Genomic DNA, 23,769 nt, shown 5'->3' with positions numbered 1-23,769 from the left:
AAAATCTTGCCGTATATTTGCAATGCATTCAACGGAAAGCAACACAAAAATAAGGGCGAATAGCTCAGTTGGTTCAGAGCATCTGGTTTACACCCAGAGGGTCGGGGGTTCGAATCCCTCTTCGCCCACTACAAAAAAGAGTTACTGATTTAATCGGTAACTCTTTTTTTTTGTTTGTGTGGGTCATAGCAGTCTAAAATACAGTATAGTCAATCGTATACCTCCGATGCTTAAAGCGGGGATTTTTATTTTCAGTAACAACAATAAGGTGTATCAAATGCTGGTCATAATAGACCAATGCCCCTGCTTTCAAAGCATCAGCAGCGTATTTGATTTGTAATGATTTTTCCCTCTCTAAAGAAAGCATATCCTTTAAGAACTCAAAAAGCGCTTGATCCTCTCTGGCTCTTGAGCTAAAAAAATGCTGTTTCACTTTTTCCAATTCCGATAAATCGTGAACTCTCTTCAGAGTTAAAGTGTCTGCAATTTCCCAATCATTTTTGTAATTAAAATAGCAGCTAAACAAACTATCTGTTAATGACAGACTTAGCCCTTGCTGTTGAATAACAGCCGATTGATTAACAAAACGTTCCAGACCAAGCATATCTTTATTTTGAAGAGCAAATACTTCTTTATAGATATTCTTCTCTCCTCCACTTAGTTGCTTAATCGCAGAATTATAGTTATTCATTGGAAGAATGCTTAAATGATGATTCAGCCCATCTTCTAAAAGAAGAAAACGTATATTTCCGCCAAGAGTGTGTACGACATAAATTCTTAACCCTAGAGAGAGTTCGTCCAAAGTATCTATATGGTAGGGAGGGAGCTGCTCCTCTGCTAATCGGTCAAAGTATTGCTGTTCCTTTTCTGTGGTAGCCCAAACTATCTCTTGAGTTATAAATGAGTCTAGATTAGATAATTCTGCAACTGAAGTGCGTTCTATAAGCTTCTCTTTTTCCATCTTCTCAGAACAGGCAGATAATATGGCTATAAAGAAGAGCAGTCCAAAAATATTTTTATCCAGATCTGTTATTCTGATGCTCATTCATCTTGGTTTTATTAAAAAAAATTGGGGCAGTTTAGCTCACTTTATTTTTCTCTAAGAAAATGAATTCGCACTGGCAAAATCAACCGACAGGCGACTACCTTGCCTTTATGTTTAGCGGGCTGCCAGATATATTCTTTGTCTAGTTGTTTTAGGGCTAGCCTCTGGGGCTCTGTATGTCCCCTATTTGTAAAACTGGCGCTACTAGTTTTTCACTTCAGTATTCGCACCCAAAGCCCGGCCATCCTCCATTTCAATACGTAATTCAATTTCCGTACTATGGGTATCAGCTAGTAGTTTTTTAAACTCAGCCTTAGGCATCCAAAAGTAAACTTCACTGCCCAAGAGGTCTTTCCAAGTTTTCTTAGAATTAGAATTATAGCTCCTTTTGAAATCAGTTAAACTTGAGAACACTTCTGTCCCTAGACAGGAGCAACTATTGGTGCCGCAAGGATGACTCTCTGTAGTATGCGAAGTGTTTACAGCTTTTTCTATATGGACAAAACTGAAGTTTTCATTTCCTACAAGGAAGCTATCTATAGAGTTTTGATCAAACAGCGTTTGTAATGATATCCTATGAATTTTTTCTTCTGTTCCATAAAAACCTTTTGGCTGACACCCAATAACGATGTAAGTGCCATTGGTTGAGTCAGAATAAAACCTTTTATAAAACCTAAGGGCTATACCGCAGGAGTCATTTTTCCTCTCATTCAAATAATTATCTATAATAGCGCAGCCCATACTGTCTTTGCCAAGATAGTCAACTACTCGAATAGCTACTTTCTCTAAATAATATCGGTCTTCAGGGTATTTCTTCTTACAAGAAACAAGACAATAGAGTGCTAGCAAGCTAATAGCCCCAAAATAAATCAAGCTAATTTTTTGCATAAAATGGTCCGCAGTCTTTTAAGTAAAAGATCTCCTAAATTAAGGAATTTGATCCTTACGATCTCTCTTCATAAGGATACTTTTTTGGGGGCTTGCCCGCCCTGCGGCCGGGCCGGGCTGTGTCGCAGCTCGCTGATCGCTCGGCCCTGCGGCCTTACGGCCTTGGTCTGGCCTGCGGCCACTGCTATCCATCCCTAAGCCTGCGGCCGCTTCGCGGCCTGTAGGATGGATATATCGCCCTGCAGCTAAAAGCCCTCATCTAAAATAAGGCATAGAGTTACGGTAATTTAAAACCCATGAGCACTCTTGCCCCTGCACAGCTGAAGTATCATGGCTTAAAGAAAGATATCCATATCTGTAGTCTACAATAAAATTACTATTGTGAATACTATCTGATACCCATATTTGCTTGTCCCTTTTTCTGTCTAATTCATAAGCCATCAGGCCAAATTTAAGCCCATCTAAAGCGATTTTTGCCCCTTTTAGCTCTCGTTTTCCATTACGAACAGTAACAGTTGTCGATTCAGGATAAACATAAAGGATTGCAGTAGACTTTAAGGATGCAGAAACCACTAGCAACTTCTCTATGCAAAGCACTTCATCTGCCATAACATCACTATTGTAAACTTCTAATCGCCTACTGCTTTTACAGCTCAACAAAAATACAAATACAACAAATAAGGTATACTTCATCTATATAATCATTTTAGCTGTTAGCCTGATGTATAATAAAATTAACTTTGCCGCAGATAGCCCAAAAAAGCCTCTCTAAAATTATTCAAAATCGGCGCGCAGCCAAGCATAGCGACTAGCTGCTAAAGGATGATTTTGCCTACTCCTAATTTCATCTAAGGTTTTCTTTTTCTTCTTGAGCTTGTTAATTCCTCTTCTGTACAAACGATATATCTTTTTAAAATGCCTTTTATTAACAAGTTTATTCCTATCTACCACTTCTAAATCCTTAATAATATCCTGAACACTATATAAGCGTAATACGCTACAATGTTCCGGAAAAATTCTGTTCCTTTGGTTTCTTTTTTTATAAACTAGACAAATATCAGATATTTCTTCGTAGTCAAATTTATCTTGAATTATACATTCAATTAAATATAATGCAACTGCACTTTTTGTTACTAAAGTAGGTGCAGGATGACTAGTAGCTCTTATCTCTGCCGGAGTAGGGCAACAACTCACTCTCCAGCCTTTACTAATTCGATAATCATCTTTTCTAGATAACAAACTATCGATCAAAGCAACCTTCTCTTTTACGCTTAAAAGATTTCTCCTTGCATAATCTATATCATCAAGTAAACTGTCAACATTTATCATTGTATTGACGGCGACCTCCGATTGTGCAAAATGCCTGTTGATCACAAAAACTAAGCAGATAATAATTAGGCAGTACTTCATAGTTTTTTGTTAAAAAGGGAATAAACTAATTCTCTGGGGCTTGCCCGCCCTGCGGGCGGGCCGGGCTGGGTATTCCCGTTGGTCATCGAACTGGCGCCCCTGCGGGGCTGTGTCGCAGCTCGCTGATCGCTCGGCCCTGCGGCGCTTTCAGCGCCTTGGTCTGGCCTGACGGCCACTGCTATCCATCCCTAAGCCTGCGGCGGCTTCGCCGCCTGCTAGCTGTGGCTGCAGGTTGAAACCTAAAGCAAAAGCGGTATTGCTGCGCAATAGCCTATAAATACTTTAACCCTCACAAAATTAACGGCCGAAGAAGACAGCCAAAAGTAACAACTCAAGATGAGCGGCCCAGCGCTGCGGAGGGGGGCCGCAGGCCAGACCGAGCGGCCAAGCGGCGAAGGGCCGAGCAGACCTGCGAGCCCCGCAGCATAGCGGCGGCCGAGCTAGGCAAAGCCTAGCCGGCCGCGGGCCCCAAATTCTTATATATTTAGGAGAAGTAACCAGCCTCAAAGATAGCATAGGCCAAAGCCATATAGCTAATGGGGATCAAAAGTGCCAAAGCATTACCCCAAATATAGTCTTTGGGTTTCATTTGGCTAAAGGCCAAGCTATAACCCACAAAAGGCGACAACTGCATGAAAGTCCGAATCACAATTAGGCTCCAATAAGGGCGACGCTCTACCTTTTCTACATATTTTTTGAGCCAGCCCTTGGCCTCTGGCGCATTTTTTCCACCCAATAATTTGGCCCAATAAAAAGTAGCCAAAGTCGATAACCAAGCGGCAAAATAGGTCAGGGCCGCCCCCTCTAAACTACCATATAAAAGCATGGCCAACAACATAAAAGCAGAGCCCGGCAGGCCCAACAAACTGGCCAGAAGAAAAACAGCCACATAAATTACAGCCCCCCAAGGACCAAAAGTCTGTATATCTTGCCGAAGCTGCTCTATATCTCGAAGATAAAGGCCCAAAGGAGTGGCAAAAAGAACGATAAGGCCCAAAATAATGAAGCCCCCGAGCAAATAAAAAGAACGATAAGGCCAGATGTACTTGCGCCAAATCGCCTGTAAATCAATAGATAAAGGTTTTGCTGCCATAGCTGGAAAAAGGAGTTTTGTTCTGCTGTTTTAAAGTCATTTTAAACTTAAGCCTTTTATACAACTCTAAACAGCTTATTGTTCCCTTCCCCTGTTATAAATCTGTTAATTTAATCTCGTCCAAAGTCCTGACTCCTAATCGCTTGTAGGTAGGTTAAGAGCCGAGCAGCAAACTCATCAGTTAGGTGGGCAGCCAAAGCGGGATGATCGACCAAAAGAACCTCATAAAAGACGTATTCTTCTAATAAATCGGCATCTAGGGCTTGGGCAAAAGCCTCTAGTGCAGGCTCAATTCTTCGGCCCTTTTCGGGCAGGGCGCTATAGGTCAAAAAGGTACCCAAGGTCCCTTCCAACTCAGCATGAAAGAGAAAATCAGAGACCTCTTGTCTCGACTTGATGTACTGATAGTCGGGCTCATAGGACCAAACGGCCTTGTACATCCCATACGTCAACCAAACCCCATCGGCTACAATGCTGACGGTATCGGCCTCTCGCTCTAAATAACATTTGGGATCAAAGCCCCAGGCTGATTCATAAGTTTGGCCATTTAAGGCCCAAATTTCTTTCAAGCGAAGCAACAATAGCTTATTGTTCCGATTCAATAGATGGGCCTTGGCAATTGCTTGGGCTGCCTTTGTCGTGTCTTTTTGCAATAAAAAAACCTCTGCTTTTAGGCGCTGGGCCACATAATCAATAGGATTGGCCGCCAAAGCTTGGTCAAAATATAAAAGGGCTTTCTCCCAGTTTTTTTGTCGATAATAGCTGTCGCCCATATAAGACAAAATCTGCGCATGCTGCGGAATATCATCCAAGATTTGCTGATACAACTTGCGAATCTTTTTATACTTGGGCCGCTCCCGATTGGCCAAGGCCAAAGCTTCGGCCTTGATGGCCTTATGCGCCTCTGTTTCTAAAGCCGCATAATCCCGCAAATATTCTCGATTGTCCTTAATTTCCACATAATTGCCATTGGCCAAAACAGGCCGCTCCCGCTTGGGCGGCGGTCCATACAATTGATCGATGCGGTATTGGGTGGGCGATGCCTCCATAAACGCCATGATCTCCATGGGCGTAGACAGCCTCGACTGCCCAAAAACGAGGACAGTCGAGCTGACAAATAATAAACTGAGTAAAAACTTCATAGCGTACCTATTCCTCCAATAAATCGGGCCGACGCTGCTGCGTCCGCAACAAGGCCTGCTCATCTCGCCAAGCATTGATATTTCGCTCATGGCCAGACAGCAAAATATCAGGTACTTTCCAGCCATTATAATCGGCTGGACGAGTATAGACAGGAGGCGCCAAAATGCCATCCTGAAAAGAATCCAAAAGAGCCGAAGATTCATCGCCCAAAACGCCTGGCAACAAGCGCCCAATGGCATCCACCAAGATACAAGCCGGCAATTCTCCGCCCGAAAGCACATAATCCCCCACAGAGATTTCCATAGTCACAAAATGCTCGCGCACTCGCTCATCAATGCCCTTGTAATGGCCACAAATGATGATCAAATTTCCCGCTAAAGACAAGCGATTGCAGGTTTTTTGATTCAAAGTTTGCCCATCGGGCGTCATATAAATAATATGCTCATAATCCCGCTCGGCCCGCAAATGCTCAATGGCTCGATGAATGGGCTCAATGGCTAAAACCATCCCCGCACCACCACCAAATTGATAGTCGTCAATTCGGCGATATTTTTCATCGGTAGAAAAGTCGTGCAAATCATGCAAAACGACCTCTAAAAGCCCCTTTTCTTGGGCCCGTTTCATAATAGAATGCGCAAAAGGGCTCTCCATCAATTGAGGCTGCGCAGAAAGGATATCAATTCTCATTTTTCTTAATCTATCGCCTTATAAATATCATTTAATTCTCGGCCACGCTTGTCATAATCCAAACCGTAACCGAGCAAAAAGTCGTTGGGCACAGCAAAACCCGCAAAGTCAATCGGCAATTCATATTGCATGGCATCGGGCTTGACCAATAGGCTGCAAAGCCCCACCGATAAACAGTTTTTGGCCTTTAGACTAGGCAAAAAATGGTAAAGCGTGCGCCCCGAATCAACAATATCTTCTACAATTAACAAGTCGCGCCCCTCCAAATCGAGGTCCAAACCAATCATTTCGGTTACCTGCCCCGTCGAGCTAGTGCCCGAATAAGATTGCAGTTTCACAAAACTAATTTCCAGGGGCATATTCAAGGCCTTGACCAAATCGGAGGCAAAGCGAAAAGAACCATTCAAAATGCCCAAGATGACCAAGGGCGCTTTGGCCTCGGCATAGCGCTGCTCAATTTTGCGCGCCAATTGCTCAATCCGTTCCTCAATCTGCTGGGCAGAAATAAAGGGCGCAAATTCTTTGTCCCAAACCTTTACATTTTGACCTGCTGCTTTCATTTTGTTTGTTCTATTTTGTTCTTCTTTTTGCTTTTCAAGCAATTTATTTTTTCTTTTTTTTGGGGCCCGCGGCCGGCTAGGCAAAGCCTAGGTCGGCCGCCGCTATGCTGCGGGGCTCGCAGGTCTGCTCGGCCCTGCGCCGCCTTTGGCGGCTGGGTCTGCGGCTTCGCCGCCCCCCTCCGCAGCGCTGGGCCAAAGGCCGCCTGGCCAGCTTTTGGGCCCTCGGCTTAGGGATGGTAGGCAGTGGCCCGAAGGGCCAGACCCAGCAAAAAAGCGCAGCTTTTTTGCGCAGGGCCGAGCGATCAGCGAGCTGCTGCACAGCCCGGCCCGCCCGCAGGGCGGGCAAGCCCCAAATCCATTTCCTAACGCAACTTATAAGCCTTAAGCTCCTTGCCTTGGCTGCAGAGCAAGACATTATTATTATCATCAAAAAGATCGGCCACCACAAAGGGACCATCTGCAGCAATGGGAAAACCCTTTTGTAGTTTTCCGGCAGCATCAATCAGATAAATCTGGCCCTTTGTTGCCGAATAGCTACCTAAAAATGCTTTTTCTTGGGCCAGCAAACGAATCGGAAAAATGTCTGTTTGTGGTGCCTCATATTCATATACAGGAGCCGCTTGCAGACTTTGAGCCGTATCATAATAATGAATGTACAACTTCTGCCCCATCAGGCGCATAAAATCGGGGCGAAGGTCGCCCAAAAGATCGGCATAAGCAAATTGAACGCCCTTCATATTTTTTTCTGGGGGTGGAATTCCAAACTTCTTGCCTTGCAAGTTACAGACTTCGATTTGTCCGTTGGTAGCCCCCGCCACAATGCGTTCCTGCTCTAGGTCCAAATAAAAATTATCGAGATAATAGCCTTTAAAGCTTTTAGTGGGCATTCTTCGATCGCCATTGCGCTTCATAAAATAGAGTTGGCCGGCCCCACTCATGCCCAAAATATAATCATTATCGCCCTTTTCTAAATAGCGTAGGGGGAAGCGCAAAGCGCCCATTTTGCTATTGGGGTTCCAGCCTTCTAGGGGTTTACCAAATTTATCGAAGCCATAAATATTTTTATCGGCAGCAGAGACAAAAAAGCGTAACCCTCGGCCATAGTCTACAGACATCACGGCATTTAGGGCCCGAATGACCAAGGGAATATCCTTGAGCAGTTCGCCATCTTCTTCCCAAATGTAAATCTTACTTTTGGTGTTGGCCGCCAATTGATAATTTCCGTTGCTGTAATAATCTACCAATTGAGGAGGGCCTAATAACTGCTCGCCCAGGGCTTTTTTCCAGAGCAATTCTCCCGCATTATTGAAGAGATATAGGCGTTTGGCTTTATCCTGAGCTGCAATAAAATAGGCTCCTGTTTTGGGATTTTGCAAAAGACTGGGTGGCATCAATAAACTACTATCTAAGGCAGCTCGCCAGAGTAATTCGGCTCCAGCCTGTTCTTGCAGTGCTTGGGTAGCGCCCGAAAAAGTGCTGAGGAAATGCCCCTTATGGGCAGTTAGTTGTAGGCCCAAGGGATAAAGAGAGCGAAAAGCTAAAAAGCGTTGATCAAAGGCTTCTCGCCAATCTTTTCGCAAAAACTTTTTGAATAAGAGGGCTGCATTAGGCGTATTGATTAAGAAATAGAGGCTAGAGCGATTTTTCATCTGCTCTACTTGGCCCTTAAAAACGGGATTATGGACCAGCATCTTTTTATTTTGGTATTGCTCCCACCAGCGTTCTAGCTGTCGGCGGCTATTGGCCAAAATTAGGTAGTTGTCTGCAATCAGATAATAAGGCGTTTGCAAGGGAGCAAACTCACCTCCGAACAAGGGGGCCAAGAGGCCATTTTTGGCCAATCTTCTAATTTCTGCGCCCTGATATTGAATACTATCCAACAAGCCTTTTTCGCCTTCCAGCTTTTTAAGTTTCTCTTTGGCTTCCAAAGGGTTTTTTAAGGCCAGAGCCACAGCATAAGCGGGTTGTAAATCTTCCTCTTGAGCGGGTTCTTGCATGAAAAAGGCGAGTTCTCGGCCCAGATAGGGCAAAATATAGCGAGAGAAATCAGGATCTAATTCTTTTTGTTGTCGGTAGTAATCGCCAAAAGCGGAGATATTGACCGTTAGGGCAAAGGCTAGTTGTTCGGGCAAATAGGCGGCGATTTGGCCATTTTCATTAGTGGGCGCATTTAACAAATAGCTCCAGTAGGGATCTTTTTGGGCCAAATACAGCTGACCGCTGCCCACTAGATGTTGATCTTGAAAGCGGCAATCAAAGCCCTGCCAGCTAAAATCATTGGCTAGACTTTCGACAAAAGGGAGACTTTGGCCAGAAAGCAAATTGGCCAAAAGTGGTAAATTCTGAAAATTGATATAAAAACTGAGATCCGAATCGCTGCGGTTATCTTGTAGGGCCAGAAAATCTTGCTCCCAACTTAGGCTAGAGCGAATGCTCCCCAGTTGCTCCAAGCCCGCTTCTACCAAGGCTGATTCCTGGCTAAATAATAATAGCGAACCATATTGACAAAGGCTAAAGCGTTGCCCTCCGGCCAGTTCCAGCTGATAAATTTGGCTTCCCCGATAGCTGTGCTTATCTGTAATAGGGACTTGTAGTTGGGCTGCTAATTGAGTGGGGCGCAGCTCTTTTGGAAATTGGGCCGCAATATGTAGATAAGAAAGCGCTTGGGCTCCATTAAGCTGAACGGCGGTAAAAATTTGCTTTTTGGAGAAGGGATGTCGGGCCATATTGAGCCGAGTCAATTCTTTTTGCCAAAGCGATAGCTCCGCCACCCATTGTTCGGTTGCGCCCATTGCTTTGAGCGCCTCGGCATATTGGGCCGATTCCAAGCGGGTTTGGCTATTTTCCCAGTCTCGAATTTCGATAACGACCGAGCTACTTGAAGGGACGGCGGCCAAGGGAGAAAGGCTAGAAAAAGGTGCACGAAACCAGCCCAACTGCACACCTGTAAAAATGCAAAGGCCCAAAAAGAGGCTGCTTGCGGCCAAAGGTAGCCGAAACCAATATAAAAACGGATAAATGTTGACCCACCAAAGGCGTGCTAGCCCTGCTTGCATATTCTTAATGCTCCACTTCACTCTGTTGATTGCTTAAGGTAGTCTAGAATTTTTTGACTAGCGCCAGCTTGCGCCGCGATATACTGCTCGGCTTTTTGGGCCAGCAGCTCGTAATTGAGCCCTTTAAAAGCGGTGGCCAATTCCTCTTGGCTGCGGATAGCTTGCGCAAGGCCTAAGTTAATTAAATCAGTTGCTTCTACAAACTTTTTGTGATTTGGTCCAAAGAAAACGGGAATTTGATAAACTGCGGGCTCCAAAGTATTGTGAATTCCCTTGCCAAAACCACCGCCTACATAGGCCAAATTGGCGTAACGGTAGAGACTGCTAAGCATCCCGATATTATCTATGATTAAGATTTTTTCTTGGCCCGACAATTCTTTTTCGCTCAGGCTAGAGTAGCGGACAGCCAAGCCTTTAGGCAGGCTATGGAGCAAATTCCGAATGCGTTCTTCGCCTATTTCGTGGGGGGCAATGAGCAGTTTCCAGTTTTGGTATTGCAATTGGTCCAGATAAAAAGGCAGGCAAATTTTTTCGTCAGCGGGCCAGCTGCTGCCCAGGACCCACAATTTATTTTCGCCTTTGAATTTTTGGACTAGGGGAAAGTTTTTAGCCTCTTGGCGAATTCGCAAAACTCGATCTAGGCGGGTATCGCCAGTAACAATAGCGGGACAATCAATGCTAGCCAACAATTTTTTAGAATATTCATCTTGTACAAAAATCTGCTGATATTGGGCCAACATTTTTCTAAATAAGCTGCCCCAAGGCTTAAAAAATGGGAGGGCAGGCCAAAAATTAGCGGAGACCAAATAGGAGGGAATATTTTTTTCGCTTAGTACCTTCAGGTAGTAATACCAGAACTCATAGCGCACAAAAAAGGCTTGATTTGGCGCCAAAAGGGCAATAAAATCTTTGGCATTTTTTGGTCCATCCATGGGCAGGTAGCCCACCCAATCGGCGAGGGCGTAATTTTTTTGTTTTTCATAGCCCGAAGGCGAAAAAAAGCTAAGCAAAATGAGCGCTTCGGGTTCTTGGGTGCGCAGGGCTTCTAATAGCGGGCGGCCTTGTTCAAACTCCCCTAAGGAAGCGGCATGAAACCAATAGCGCTTTTTATTTGGGGGGAGTTGGGCCAATTGTTCCGCATATTTTTTTCGCCAATTTTGGCGGCCTTGGGTCCATAGTTTGGCCTTGGAGACAAAAGGGCTAGCAAGCTGCAGGGCAAGTTGATAAGCCCAGAGTCCCAAGCGATAGAAGAAAAGCGCCATGATATTGTATTTCTAGTTTTTTGTTTTGGGAGAGGGCCTAAAATTTTCATCAAAGGATGGCCGAAAAGTTTATTTCATGAGGGTTTTAATTCTCATTCATAAATGCTTGCGAAGCAATACCATTTTGCTGTAGGTTTTAACCTACAGTATCGGCCTAGGGGCCTGTAATGGTGCCGCGCAGCGGCAGACCCAAGCCGCCGCAGGCGGCTGCAGGGCCGAGCAGACCTGCGAGCCATGAAAGGGCCCGGCCGCCAAAGGCGGCAGGCCCCAAAACGGCTTAGTAAAACTTTAGCTCGTCAGTACGAGTATTTTCAGTATAAATATAGAAGGGGATGCAGAATCCAGCTCGAAGGCCATAAAGGACATCAAACTGAGTACTTGTATCGGCTTGACGAAGATGATAATCCCAGCCTCGGACGCTAGTGGTAAACGCTTGATTGAGATCTAGGCCTACAAAAAAGTTAAACATGCGATTTCGGCTCATATAGCGATAGCCAATAAACTGTTGTAGGCTTAGGCCTGCACGGCGTTGGTCATAGCCTTTTAGGTAATCTTCTTGGAGTTGGGGGAGCTCTTCTTCTCTAGTCATGAGGCGGATGCGCGTCCAGTGTTCCATATAGCCAGCGCCTAAGCGGACTTCTAGATTATGGCGGCGATTTTTATTATTTAGGGAAAAGAGTTTGCCGACTTGGCCTGTAAAGATGAATCCTCTTTCCCCTAAAGAGGTATAGCCCATATCGCCATAAAGAGTAATCAGTTGTCCATTGCTTTCTCGGAGGGGAGCTAGAACGTCTGTTTTTACTCGATCGGCAAAAATGGCTTGGCCCGAGATGCCAAAGATCCAGTTTTTGGGTGTAAGATAGGCTAATTGTCCACCAACGCTATTAGATTGATAATAGTCTGCTTTCATATCGCCTTCGGGCAAGTGGAAGGCATAATCAATATCTATTAAAATGGCTGCGGGTAAGTTTCCTTCCTCCTCATTCTTTTGGCTCCAAGTAGAGCCCATAAATAAGAAGCAGGCCATAAAAAGTGAAAAATACAGTTGCATAAAATTGTTTTTTTGAACCCAGTTGATCGGGCTGCAAAGCTAAAAAAATAAAGTTAGTTTGAAAACGCAGGCCCAGAGCAAAAGGGCAAAAACCTCATGGAGGGATGTATTGGATAGAGATGCCAATAAATTCACTTATGGAGGTAAGCTGATCGCTATTTTTGCCTAATATCTTCCAACCTTAAGTAAAGGTTCAAAGTCATAATGATATCCCCCAATAGACTAATTTATTTAAAAACACTCAATATTATTCCCATGAAACGATTTTACCTATCTATAAGCTATCTATTCTTATCGGTCTTATTATTTGGGCAATGGCGAGATACAGGAGCTGACTTGATGCTGCAAGGGCTTGTAAACTTATCTGCTGATGGGCAAACCTTAGCGGTAAAAGAAAACCAAGTTGTTAGTATTTACCATTGGACAAATACTGCTGGATGGATTTTAGGAGCAGAACGGCTTATAGATCCAACAACAACTGATTTGAGTTCAATGGTTTTGAGTCCAGACGGGCAAACTGTTGCCCTACAATGTTTTCGTACAGATAGTCTAGGACGGCCAACAGCTTATGTTAAAATTTATAGTTGGGATGGTCAGCATTGGCAACAAAAAGGGAGTGATATTCAAGAGAACTCTCATTTTGATGGGAGTCTCAGTTTTGGGTCGGCCATAGCGATGAGCGCAGATGGAGAAAGCTTAGTTATTGGTGCGGGGCTGCAATACCAGTTCTATGAGGCAGTTGGGATGGTCTACAGTTATCATTGGAAAAACAACGACTGGCAGTTAGTTCAACCTGTTTTTGAGGGGGCATATTACGGTGGTCAATATGGTAGAAGTGTGGGAATGAGTGCAGATGGTCAGTATTTAGCAATTTTAGGGGGGTATTTCAACCGACACACAAAATACGTAGATGTGTTTCGCTGGAGTGGTTTATATTGGGAACCTGCATACTCGACAAGCAGCCGTTATAGTTTAGTTGGTTCAATGTCTCTCACCTTTGCGGCTAGTGGAACTCATCTTATTATGGCACAGCCAGAGGGGGCTACGCCCACCTCTTATGGTTCTCCCCGAGGTATCTATCCTGGTCGGGTTGACGTCTATCAATTTGATGGGAATCAGGTAGAAATTAAAGGGGAGCAAATCAAAGGCCCTGAAAGTACTAGTTTATTGGGAAAACGCACTGCTATTAGCGCTGATGGGAATATCATTGTAATTGCTGCGCCAGAAAGTGATACCGCTGGTCGTCATTCTGGCTACATCAATAGTTACGTTTGGTGTAATGAGCAATGGGAAGAAAATGCAGCAATAATTAAGGGGACAGCCAACAGCAAAATTGGGGAGACCCTTGTCCTTTCAGCAGATGGAAGACGAATGGTTTTTAGTGATAAATCTTGCAACTGTTTAAAAACCTATGATCTTCCAACTTGGAGCAATTGTCCACCCCAAAACATTGATGATCAGGAAGAAACAGTTGAATTTAAAATATCTAAGCGTCTCTATCCCAACCCCAACCAAGGCCATTTTTACATACAGATGGCAAAAGAGCAAGCTGCAACTATTCGGATTTATAATATGACCGGACAATTGGTTTATGAAAAAGCCAGCCCAGAAAGTAGCTTACATGAGGTCGATTTTCAGGCAGATACGGGTGTCTACTTTGTAGAAATTGAACAAAATGGAGAAAAAGAACGCTTTAAGTTTATCCATCATGGAAAATAGTTCAAAAGATGCTTTTCGCTAGACTCTCTGCCTTTTTATTAGATCATCTCCTCATGGCCCTACTCTTGTTTTTTAGTCGAAAGTTGGGCCTTGTTTCTTTTCTTGCTGCCCTAAAGCTTCCGAGTTTAGTCCTTTATTGGGGGCTCTACCTTGGCTTTTATATTGCCTACAGTTATATTTGTCAATCTGTTTTTAAACGAACTTTGGGCAAAATAGTTTTGGGTTTAGTTTGGGAGCAACCAAATCAAAAACAACTACTCAAAAGGCTAATCTATAAGCTTTTTCTCCTTAACTTCCCTCTTCTTCTAATTTGCATAGAAAAGGGCTTTTTCTTAATCCTTATCCCTTACTATGCTTTTTTATTCGTTAGCTATTATCAGCTACTATTTCTCAGCTACCCCTTATATCCCGATAAATGGGCCAAACAGAAACTAATTTCAACACACCCAATATGGCTAAAAAAACCTTAACACCTCCCCCCCATTTTGGCCGACGCATCTTGGCCCTTGGCATAGATACCGCCATTCACCTAGCCGTGATTGTTGGCTTACTTATTAGTATGAAGGAAATTCCGTTTATCGCCAAAATGATGGATAAACTGCTGGAAATTTGGGGTGGCACCCCCGATGGCAGCCACTTCACCTTTGCCCTCGGCTTTTTTATTGCCTTTAGCCTAGCCTACCAATATATGGGCCTGCGCTCTAGCTGGCGAGCTACCTTTGGCCAACACTTACTGGGGCTTTATTGGCAGCCTCTAAACAAAGAAGCCAGTCCCACCCTATCTTGGGGCAGTATTCACATTCATATCTGGAGCAAAATATTTTTTCTTCTTCTTCCCCTTAGCTTTGTCCTCTTTCTAGAAGATGGCTTCTTTTTGGCGGTAGGACTTTACTACCTCATGGCATTAAGCCTCTTTTATAATGCCGCTCGACATACCGAATTAGGACAACTAGCCTTAGAACGCTGGTCGGGCTGGACGCTTGAAAAGCAGGAAAAGCAACCCAAAGTCTCTCTCGAAAAGCTAGAGCAAGACTTCTGGGCAGAAGAAACGGCTGAAGAACGACTCAAGGAACGTCAAAATAAATCCTAATGAATAAAAAAGTAGATATTACCCCCCGCCTAATGACTTTTACGATAGACAGCCTTGTTATTATCGTTTTTTCTTTCATCCTTATTGGCATCTTAGAACAAATTCGTCTTTTTCCCTATACCTCAGTTGGACAGCAAATTCAGGAATTGCTTCCCCAAAAGGACTTCCTCTATTGGTGGTGCCTTCAGCTTGCCATCGCCCTAAGCTACCATTATGTAGCTTGGTCTGTTTGGAATGCCAGCCCTGCACAACGTATCGCTCGACTCAAATTGGTGGATGCCCAAGGAGAAAATTTATCTTTCTTTCGCTTTCTTGCCCGCCTGCTCCTCAAAGCAGCCATTATCAATATTCCCCTCTTTCTATTTATTTATGATCGCGACTTTTTTATACTCTCAAGCCTTATCTATTTGGGTACTCTCATCATTGCTAGCAAAATGATTTATGAAAATCCCAAAGGACAAATGTTTCATGACCTACTGACCAATAGCCATTTTGTCTATTTGCCCGAGAAGAAAAAGCGATAACTTCTTAAATTCAAAACTTAAGGCTATAGCTAGCAAAACAGATGAATAAAAAAGTTGAACTTAGTACCCGCCTGATGACTTTTGTTCTAGATAGTCTCCTCATCATTGTTCTTTCCTCCATTAGCCTCAACCTCCTGGCTGAAATTAGTCCTCAACTATCAGAATTCTACCGTCAAGACTACTGGCTCTACTGGTGGATCATCCAACTTGCCACAGCCCTAGGCTACCATTATGTGGCTTGGTCTATCTGGCAGGCTAGCCCTATGCAACATTTTTTAAAGCTGAAATTAGTCGATGCTAACGAGAAAAACTTATCGACCCTACAATTCCTTTTTCGGCTATTATTTAAAACCATTATCATCAATACCCCACTCATCCTCACGGTTTCTAATTACAATTATTTTCTGCTTTCTGGCCTTATTTACCTAGGTATTCTCCTCATCGCTAGCAAAATAATTTATGAAAGTCCCAAAGGACAAATGATTCACGGTATCCTGACCGATAGCCATCTTATTTATTTGCCTGAGAAGACAAGCAGCAACTAATTTTTTATTTTTTGGGGCCTCCGCAGCAAAGCTGCGGCGCTACGTTACAGGGCTCGCAGGTCTGCTCGGCCCTGCAGCCGCCAAAGGCGGCTTTGGGCTGGCGCTTTGCGCCACCCTTTCACATCGCTAGGCCAGTCGCTTCGCTCCTCTTCATCCGCAAACTATTCTACAGTTAGCCCTTCAACTTTAAACCTCATAGCATGTCTACATCCAAAGTGGTTAATCAACGCTTACAAAAAAGGACCATTGCCACAGTTTTTGACATTATCCTTTGTTTTGCCTTGGCGCTTTATTTGGCTACTCTTTTTCATGAGGAAATTTACCTCATTTATTATCAAGCTATCAATGCTGATGCTCCTGCCGAGGAAATCAAAAAGGCCCTAAATGCCAACCGATTGGGCAATAATATTAGCTGGATTCCCTTTTTCACGGCGATCTTTTTTGCCTATAACTGGGCCTTTGAAACCTCTCCAATGCGGGCCACTTTTGGCAAGTATTTATTTGGCCTTTATTGGAGCTCGCCTGAAGATAGGTATTGGCTTTGGGTAAAACGAGCGGCGCTAAAAACGCTTATTTTTAGTGGGCCCTTGCTCATCTTTCAGATGAGCAATATTCTGCTGGCCTTCTTTTTTATGCTATTCGTTTTTGGCGGCAATTACCTTTATGCTCTTAAACGAACAGAAGAAAATAGCCAAGAAGGACAGCAGCTCAGCGTTTACGATAAATACTTTAATACTTTTTTGCAAGAGAGGTCTAAAAGCAAAAAAGCGGCCTAAGAGGTCCTTGGCCCAGCGCTGCGCAGCCGTGGCCCGAAGGGCCAGACCAAGGCGGCTTGCCGCCGCAGGGCCGAGCAGACCTGCGAGCGGCGCAGCATAGCGGCGGCCGACCTAGCCAAAGGCTAGCCGGCCGCGGGCCCCAAAAAATCATAATTATAGAAAAAAAGCCCCCAAATCAACTTGGAGGCTTTTTACATTTAGTGTTTTAAGACAAAGCGTTTCCGCCAGCTTTCGCCTTGCAGATGCAGTTCTAAGAGATAAAGTCCATTGGGCCAATCTTGCAACTGCAGTTCTTGTTGTTGCTGTCCTGCGGGCCAATTGGCTTGCTGCAGTAGTTGTCCAGACAAATTATAGATGCGGATTTCTCCATCTTGTAGAGGGGCTGCCTTTAGTTGTAGCTGTAGGTTCCCTGCAGAGGGATTGGGGAAAAGCTTTAGGCCTTGATGGATTTGGGCCAGCGGCAAAATTGCTGTTCCCAATTGGCAGCTTGCGGGATCTACGCCTACAGGAACCGCCTGAATAAGGGTATCCGAGCCGCAATCATTGTAGGCATACAATCGCACTTCATAGCAACCCGTATCGGTATAAAAATGGAAGGGGCTACCAAAACTCGTTGCTGTACTGTCTCCAAAGTACCAGACTTGGCTGCTTTGGTTTAGCGATAAATTGGTAAAACTCACGGCTGTTCCGCTCAGGGTGTAACTAAAGTTGGCCGTGGGCAAGCTATCTTGATAGAGAATGACCGAATCTTGGCCTGCGCAGCCTGTTGGGGCGGTCACGGTTACTTGGTAAGTCCCCGCAGAATTGGCTAAAATCGTTTGGCTAGTTTCTCCTGTATTCCAGTTATAGCTATAGCCTTGGTTACCAAAGCCTGCATCTAGCAATCGGTTGTCGCAAATGGGCAAAAGGCTACCAATATTAACATTTGGTGGGCTACTCAACTGGCTAATAAAGATAGAATCAGTGAGTGTACAGCCAAAATTATCGACTAGGATCAGGCTGTAGTTTCCGGGGCTAGCGGGAATAATTTGGCTAGTATTTTCTCCGGTAGACCAGCTAAAGCTTTGGGCCATATTGCTACTATAATTGCTACTCAATTCATCAGTGCACAGTGCACCATCATGGGGTAAGGCCAAGGGTGTAGGTTGGCTAAACACTATAGAATCTGTTGCCTGGCAGCCATTTCCAGCATCCATATTTACATAATAAAGCCCTGCTGAATCAAGAATAATTGTTGGCGTTGTTGCCCCTGTGCTCCAGCTATAAGATTGGGCCTGAGCAAAGCCAGCATCGATGCTAGCCGTATCGCAGCTAAAGAGGCTATCGGGCAAAAGCAAGGGTAAGCGGACATTTACGCTAAAGCTATCCATTTGGCTAGCTGCGCAGCTGCTCATACCGTAGCCAATATGCCAGTCGAAAAACGGGCTATAACTTAGGCCAGGAAGAGTTGTTCCGGTCAATTCTGCAACCTGAGCCGTAGAGCTCATAGGATAAGTTAAATTTTGTTGGACCAAAAAGTCAGTACTCAAGCCCGTTAATTCTAAGCGATAATCGTTGCCCACAGGAACAAAGAAGTCCGCTGCTAAAAAGACCTTTGTATGTGCTTGCTGGATCGTAAATGCTTTACGAGCCAACTCCTGATTATTGGCATCTCGAAGTACAAGTTCTACCGTTGCAGGTGCCTGAGCGGCATAAACAGCTACAGAATCAATTAGTACAGCTTGGAAAGCATCAAAGGTGTTGGGCAAAACAAAAGGTTGATATTGACTAAGGTCTTGTGGGTTGGGCGCCATTTGTTCACCTAATCGAGTGTATGCTTTTGCTTGATTATGGATTAAAAAGCTCTGACTACTGTCTATATAAGCCGTATAAGGCGCACCTAAAAAGACCACCCCCTGGTTGTTTTGCCATTGCAAAACGCCATCATTGGCTGGCGTTAGCATACTGAGTGTGGTAGAGCTACAAATACTGCTGTCGCTGGCTAAATAGGGTACTGGAGGAGAAAGTAATTGAAGATCAAAGCTTTTTCGGTTCTCGCAAAGGCCCATATTAGTTACCGTAACGCTATAAGTTCCAGCTTGATTGAGCTGAACTTGAGCGCTGGTATCACCTGTACTCCACTGATATTGATAATTGGGATTAGTGGCTGTTGCAGCAATCATTAAGTTATTGGCTGCACCACAAATAGCCGTATCTGAGGGCATTGTAATTTCTGGTGTTTCGGGCACATTTACATAGACTGGAATTCGGTTAGTGGCACAAGCCAAGCGGCTAATTTTTAGGCGAAAAAATGCGGGATAAGTTGTTCCTAAAGCCAAGGGATAAGCTGACTGGATAGTCAAGGCATCGGCTGCCAAAGGATATGAAAAACTACTAATCGTATAAATCCCTTTTCCCCAAATCATCCGAAGACTAAGGCGATAGCCATTTTCTTGGGGCACAAACCATTGTGGACGAATAATATTTTCGCCAAACTGCAAGCTATAAGTTTGGCTATAAAGCATATAGCCAAATCGATCCGTTAACGTAATTTCTACTTCTGCGGTAGAATCTGCAAAAACAGAAAATTGATCGAGAAGCAGAGGTTCTGCTGCATCAAAAAGCAGTCCTCGTTCTGGATAAAAAGAAGAGCCAATCTCTTCAAAAAGTCCGTTTAGCGTGGGGAACTCCTGCCAAGCGTAATTTTGTGCAGAGGGCATAAAGTCTACGCCTTCCAACCAAACAGTTTGACTATCGCTTGGCGTTAGTCGCAAACTATCTCCATAACCCAAAATTTGCTGCCCAGCGGCATCTGCATACCAAATTTGAGTATAACCAGTACTAGTTGCAAAAAGATCTAGACCTCCCGCACAAATTGTAGTATCAGTTGGTAACAGGTTAAAGCTGGGTGGATTGGTCAAATAAACAGCTAATGTGTCTTCGGTAATACAGCTTCCTACTTGGGCCCTTACCCAAACCGTATCACTTTGGTTAAGGGTAATACTTGAGCCTGTGCTGCCATCAGACCAAAGATAGCTAGCATTAGGGTAACTCAAATCTAAAGTTATAGTACTGCCACAAGCTGTAGAATCTATGGCCCAATTGGTATTTACCGTGGGTAAAATATCCAGCTGCATACTTTGTCTTTGGCTAGGACAACTCAATTCACTTAGTTTCCAATTATAGAAATAATAGTATACTTGAGGAAAAGGAATACCTTCTTGTAGCCGAACAGGACCATAATCTAATGGGAAAGCAGTAGGGTAATCGGCATATAGCCCTCCTGTTCCTGAATATTTTTCAAATAGAATTTGGTACCCATTGCCTGCTTGCAAAAAGATATCAAGATCAAGCGTTAAAGCACCAAAATGATTAAAATTATAGTATTGCTCATAAATATGCTGTCCAGCCGGATCCAAAATTAGTACCCGTCCATTTACAGAACCATTGGCATAAAAATCTACAGTTTCCAGATACATATCTTGGCTGAGGTCAAAACTAATCCCCCTGCGGTCTGAAGGCAAGATAAAATAATCTCCTTGGGTCGTATTATTATTTTGGATAAAGCCTGCCGTAAACATTTCTGGAAACTTTGCATAGGCTTCTACATACAACTGACTACTATCATATAAGCTAGTATGATAAGTTTGTCCCTCATGGAGGAGTTGCCCTCCCTGAGCAGCATCCCACCAAAGGTAAATTCCAGTGCTATCCCCATCGGCCGTAAGGCTTAAATCACCACCACAAGAAACGGTATCATTTAATTGAAAAGCAATTGTATCCACAATATATAGCTGCATACTATCTTGATAGCTACAACTCCCCATACTTGCCAATAAACCTATTTGTTGAGATTGATTTAACTGAATGCTAGCAGTGGTACTTCCATTAGTCCAGTCATAACTCCCTGCAGATAAATAACTCATATCTAAGGTTACTCCTTGGCCGCAAACCAAACTATCTTCAGGGAAGTCAAAAGTAGGTGTAGGCAAAGCTATAACATTTAGTGTATCGCGCTCTTCACAAACATAATCTCTAAGCTGCCAGTTATAAAAACAATTATATACGGTAGAGATAGGCACCCCTCCCAATATTTCAACATCTGCATACTGCAAGTTGGCCCAGTTAGAATAGGGATATTCTACAAATACTTGCCCGCCAGTACCCACTAAACGCAACTCTAAGTTGTTGCCCTGCGGAACTACAAAATGAAGCGGCTGAACAATTGTCCCTCCAGCTGTTGTGTTTACTGCCGAGCTAGCCAAAAGCTGCCCAGTAGCATCTAAAAGCTGTACGCTACCATTAAAGGCCGCATTTAAATCTATTTGTACTGTCTCCAAATAAAAGTCAGCCAAAGCATTAAATCTAAGTCCTCGATAATTGCCCACATTATAAAAACCAGCCTGCGAAGTTATATTCCTTTGCGTCTCCCCTCTCCAATCGAGAACATAAGCGCCAAAAGCCTGTAAGTAAAAACTATCGGTTTGCTGCACCACAAAAGACAAACTATCATTAGCAGATATTAGTTGTCCATTAAAGTCTCTCCAAAAACGATGACTTCCAGCAGATTGTGCAAGAGCCAAAACTTCTTGGCCCACACAAACACTACTATCGCTTAATGAACTACTAGCGCCCAATGACTGAACAATGTTAACATAAATACTATCTCGACTAGCACAAGCCCCTGTGCTATCGACCAAGTCTACAGTATAAGGACCGCTATTGCTGACTAATAACTGCGCTTGCTGGCTCCCATCACTCCAATTGTAAATGGTTGGCCCTGCATTGGTCGCATCTAATAAAACCGTAGCCCCACAACTAATCGTATCTGTCGGAAAATCAACTAAAGGCGTATATGCAGCATCCCAACGCACTAAAGCACGCTCTTCACATTTAAAATCTCGAATTTTCCAATTGTAAAAACCTGGATATACAGTAGAAAAAGGCGCCCCCCCTACAAATGCTAACTCAGCATACTGCAAATTAGCCCAATTGCCATAAGGGTACTCCATATACATTTGCCCACCAGCACCCACTAAACGCAATTCTAAACCATTGGCCATGGGCACACTAAAATTGAGCGTAAAGGTATAACTCCCCGCATTAGCCGTATTGATAGGGCGACTATCCAATACTTGTCCCGAAGCTGAACGCAACTGAACCTCCCCCTGAAAACCTGCATTGAAATCCATTTCTACCGACTCCAAATAAAAATCAGTTAACGCATTAAATGTAATCCCCCGATAATTCCCCAAATTGTAAAACCCAGCCTGCGAACTCGTCCCCCGCTGCTGCTCTCCCCGATTCAAAATTTCATACCCACCAAAAGTCTGCGCATAAACACTATCCGCCCCCACTACACTCAAACTATAAGTTGTCCCCGTAGCCAATAAACTATCATCTGATTGTCGACGCCAAAACGTACTGCTACCCGTATTATACGCCTCCAAAACCATAGTTTGGCCCAAACAGGCAGTACTATCCACAAAATTGGTAAATAGTCCCTGAGATTGCAACACTTCTACAAAAATACTATCTGTAAAACTACAGTTGCCACTGCTATCCGTCATTGTCAAACTGACTTGCTGCGTACTCCCCACCAAAATACTAGCCGTACTCGCTCCATTACTCCAATTATAAATAGTGGGCCCCAAATTCGTCGCATCCAATAAAACAGAAGCCCCACAACTCAAAGTATCTTCCGGAAAATTCGTGCTCGGCGTGTACAAACTCCCCAAAGCAACTCCTTGCCGCTCAGGACAAGCAAAGCGCTCCGTTTCCCACTTATAAAAACAACTATAAACCGTCGCATAAGGCGTTCCCGCCAATAAAGTTAACTCCTCATAATCATGATTACCCCAAGCAGAATAAGGATATTCCATATAAGGCTGACCACCAGAACCCGTCAAACGCAACTCTAAATTAGTGGCCTGAGGTACCGAAAAATTCAAAGGCAATACAAAAACACCAGCCCCCTGCGTCTGCACACTATAACTAGCCAAAGGCTGCCCCGAAGCATCCAATAAACTCACTTGCCCCGTATAACTTCCATTAAACTCCACTTCCACCGAACGCAAAACAAAGGCTTCCTTGGCATTAAAACGAATCCCTCGATAACTACCCGTTGCATAAAAACCCGCCTGCGAACTCGTCCCTCGCTGCTGCTCACCTCGACTATTTTGCAAACTACTCGCATAAGCATTCCAATACAAACTATCTGCCTGCTGCAAAACCATAACTAAACTATCTCCCTCACCCAAATAACCCGCTAAAGGAGCCGACCAAGACTGATAAACCGCCTGCGGATCTCCCAAAAATAATAGCGAACTCCCTACACAAGCCGTTGTGTCTACCAAATAAGTAGGACCCGATAAAGGCGCCACCGCAAACAACTCTATACTATCCCGAACAGGCCCTGAACCCGCATCCACATCTACCCAATAAACCCCCGGATTACTCACCACGATGGTCTGCCCCGTCGCTCCCGTACTCCACAAATAACTGCTGCCCGAATTCCCCGCATCTAAGGTCAAACTATTGCCCGGACAAAGCACCTGATCCGCCCCCAAATCAACCTGAGCACTAATCGGCAAAATTATCGTCAAAAGAAGTATAAATAGGTATATCTGTCGCATAAGCTTGTTTTTTCTGTTGTTTTTTGGGGCTGCCCCTCGCCTATGGCTCGGGTCGGGCTGTATCGCAGCTCGCAGCTCTGCTCGGCCCTTCGGCGGCTTTGCCGCCTCGGTCTGGCCCTTGGGGCCACTGCTGTCCATCCCTCAGCCAGGCGCTGCGCGCCTATACGGCCCTAAAGGGCCTATGGGACCACAATCCCCCCTTTCTAATACGTAATTTGAGCTAAAATAGATCTATATCCAAAATAAAGAAAACCCATAAAAGGAGCTTTCTTTTATGGGTTTTATCTCGAACTCATTGTCAATCCA

At 44.2% G+C, this 23,769-nt stretch carries 17 protein-coding genes and 1 tRNA gene; 6 read left to right on the top strand and 12 right to left on the bottom strand.

Features of this window, described 5'->3' with window-relative positions; translation table 11 throughout:
- The first annotated feature begins 53 nt into the window (after positions 1–53).
- A tRNA-Val gene (locus tag PPO43_RS15025) sits at positions 54–128 on the top strand.
- A 65-nt stretch (positions 129–193) separates the two neighbouring features.
- Here the strand turns inward: PPO43_RS15025 and PPO43_RS15020 are convergent.
- From PPO43_RS15020 to PPO43_RS14970, 11 genes are all read right to left on the bottom strand, one after another.
- Positions 194–1,045, bottom strand: coding sequence for a hypothetical protein (locus PPO43_RS15020; RefSeq protein ID WP_272619271.1), 852 nt, complete (start codon positions 1,043–1,045; stop codon positions 194–196).
- Between the two features lie 204 nt (positions 1,046–1,249).
- Complete coding sequence (locus tag PPO43_RS15015; RefSeq protein WP_272619269.1) at positions 1,250–1,933, bottom strand: hypothetical protein; 684 nt, start codon at positions 1,931–1,933, stop codon at positions 1,250–1,252.
- Between the two features lie 255 nt (positions 1,934–2,188).
- Positions 2,189–2,626 carry a hypothetical protein gene (locus tag PPO43_RS15010; protein WP_272619267.1) on the bottom strand — a complete coding sequence of 146 codons (438 nt, stop codon included), beginning with the start codon at positions 2,624–2,626 and terminating at the stop codon, positions 2,189–2,191.
- Positions 2,627–2,707: 81 nt separating this feature from the next.
- Positions 2,708–3,343: a hypothetical protein gene (locus PPO43_RS15005; protein WP_272619265.1), complete on the bottom strand. Its 636-nt coding sequence runs from the start codon at positions 3,341–3,343 to the stop codon at positions 2,708–2,710.
- A 484-nt stretch (positions 3,344–3,827) separates the two neighbouring features.
- Positions 3,828–4,436, bottom strand: a complete 609-nt coding sequence (locus tag PPO43_RS15000) for a TVP38/TMEM64 family protein (protein ID WP_272619263.1) — start codon at positions 4,434–4,436, stop codon at positions 3,828–3,830.
- Positions 4,437–4,546: 110 nt separating this feature from the next.
- Positions 4,547–5,578: a tetratricopeptide repeat protein gene (locus PPO43_RS14995; protein ID WP_272619261.1), complete on the bottom strand. Its 1,032-nt coding sequence runs from the start codon at positions 5,576–5,578 to the stop codon at positions 4,547–4,549.
- Positions 5,579–5,585: 7 nt separating this feature from the next.
- A complete protein-coding gene (gene trmD / locus PPO43_RS14990) occupies positions 5,586–6,266 on the bottom strand; it encodes a tRNA (guanosine(37)-N1)-methyltransferase TrmD (RefSeq protein ID WP_272619259.1) in 681 nt (226 codons plus the stop codon).
- A gap of 5 nt (positions 6,267–6,271) precedes the next feature.
- A complete protein-coding gene (gene hpt / locus PPO43_RS14985; protein WP_442985460.1) occupies positions 6,272–6,826 on the bottom strand; it encodes a hypoxanthine phosphoribosyltransferase in 555 nt (184 codons plus the stop codon).
- Between the two features lie 362 nt (positions 6,827–7,188).
- Positions 7,189–9,903: a DUF3352 domain-containing protein gene (locus PPO43_RS14980; protein WP_272619254.1), complete on the bottom strand. Its 2,715-nt coding sequence runs from the start codon at positions 9,901–9,903 to the stop codon at positions 7,189–7,191.
- Positions 9,900–11,144 (bottom strand): 3-deoxy-D-manno-octulosonic acid transferase, encoded by a 1,245-nt coding sequence (locus tag PPO43_RS14975; RefSeq protein WP_272619252.1) that lies wholly within the window; start codon positions 11,142–11,144, stop codon positions 9,900–9,902. Before PPO43_RS14975 ends, PPO43_RS14980 begins: the two co-directional genes overlap by 4 nt.
- A gap of 277 nt (positions 11,145–11,421) precedes the next feature.
- Positions 11,422–12,195 carry a hypothetical protein gene (locus tag PPO43_RS14970; RefSeq protein WP_272619250.1) on the bottom strand — a complete coding sequence of 258 codons (774 nt, stop codon included), beginning with the start codon at positions 12,193–12,195 and terminating at the stop codon, positions 11,422–11,424.
- 255 nt (positions 12,196–12,450) lie between these two features.
- Here PPO43_RS14970 and PPO43_RS14965 point away from each other — a divergent pair, with 255 nt between their 5' ends.
- The 5 genes from PPO43_RS14965 (at position 12,451) to PPO43_RS14945 (ending at position 16,849) form a co-directional block, all read left to right on the top strand.
- Complete coding sequence (locus PPO43_RS14965) at positions 12,451–13,914, top strand: T9SS type A sorting domain-containing protein (RefSeq protein WP_272619248.1); 1,464 nt, start codon at positions 12,451–12,453, stop codon at positions 13,912–13,914.
- Positions 13,915–14,329: 415 nt separating this feature from the next.
- Positions 14,330–15,004, top strand: a complete 675-nt coding sequence (locus PPO43_RS14960; protein WP_272619246.1) for an RDD family protein — start codon at positions 14,330–14,332, stop codon at positions 15,002–15,004.
- A complete protein-coding gene (locus tag PPO43_RS14955) occupies positions 15,004–15,528 on the top strand; it encodes an RDD family protein (RefSeq protein ID WP_272619244.1) in 525 nt (174 codons plus the stop codon). Before PPO43_RS14960 ends, PPO43_RS14955 begins: the two co-directional genes overlap by 1 nt.
- Before the next feature lie 41 nt (positions 15,529–15,569).
- Positions 15,570–16,073, top strand: coding sequence for an RDD family protein (locus PPO43_RS14950; RefSeq protein ID WP_272619242.1), 504 nt, complete (start codon positions 15,570–15,572; stop codon positions 16,071–16,073).
- Between the two features lie 200 nt (positions 16,074–16,273).
- Entirely contained in the window at positions 16,274–16,849 is a 576-nt protein-coding gene (locus tag PPO43_RS14945; protein WP_272619240.1) for an RDD family protein, read from the top strand.
- 197 nt (positions 16,850–17,046) lie between these two features.
- On the opposite strand, the gene PPO43_RS14940 is transcribed toward PPO43_RS14945, so the two are convergent.
- The gene (locus PPO43_RS14940; RefSeq protein ID WP_272619238.1) at positions 17,047–23,463 is read right to left on the bottom strand and encodes a T9SS type A sorting domain-containing protein; all 6,417 of its coding nucleotides are present in this window, start codon (positions 23,461–23,463) and stop codon (positions 17,047–17,049) included.
- Between the last annotated feature and the right edge of the window lie 306 nt (positions 23,464–23,769).

Origin of the sequence: Saprospira sp. CCB-QB6, from assembly GCF_028464065.1 — a bacterium.
In the GTDB taxonomy this organism is placed as follows: domain Bacteria; phylum Bacteroidota; class Bacteroidia; order Chitinophagales; family Saprospiraceae; genus Saprospira.
Note: the sequence above shows the minus strand (reverse complement) of the source record. Positions and strands in the feature narration are given on the sequence as shown.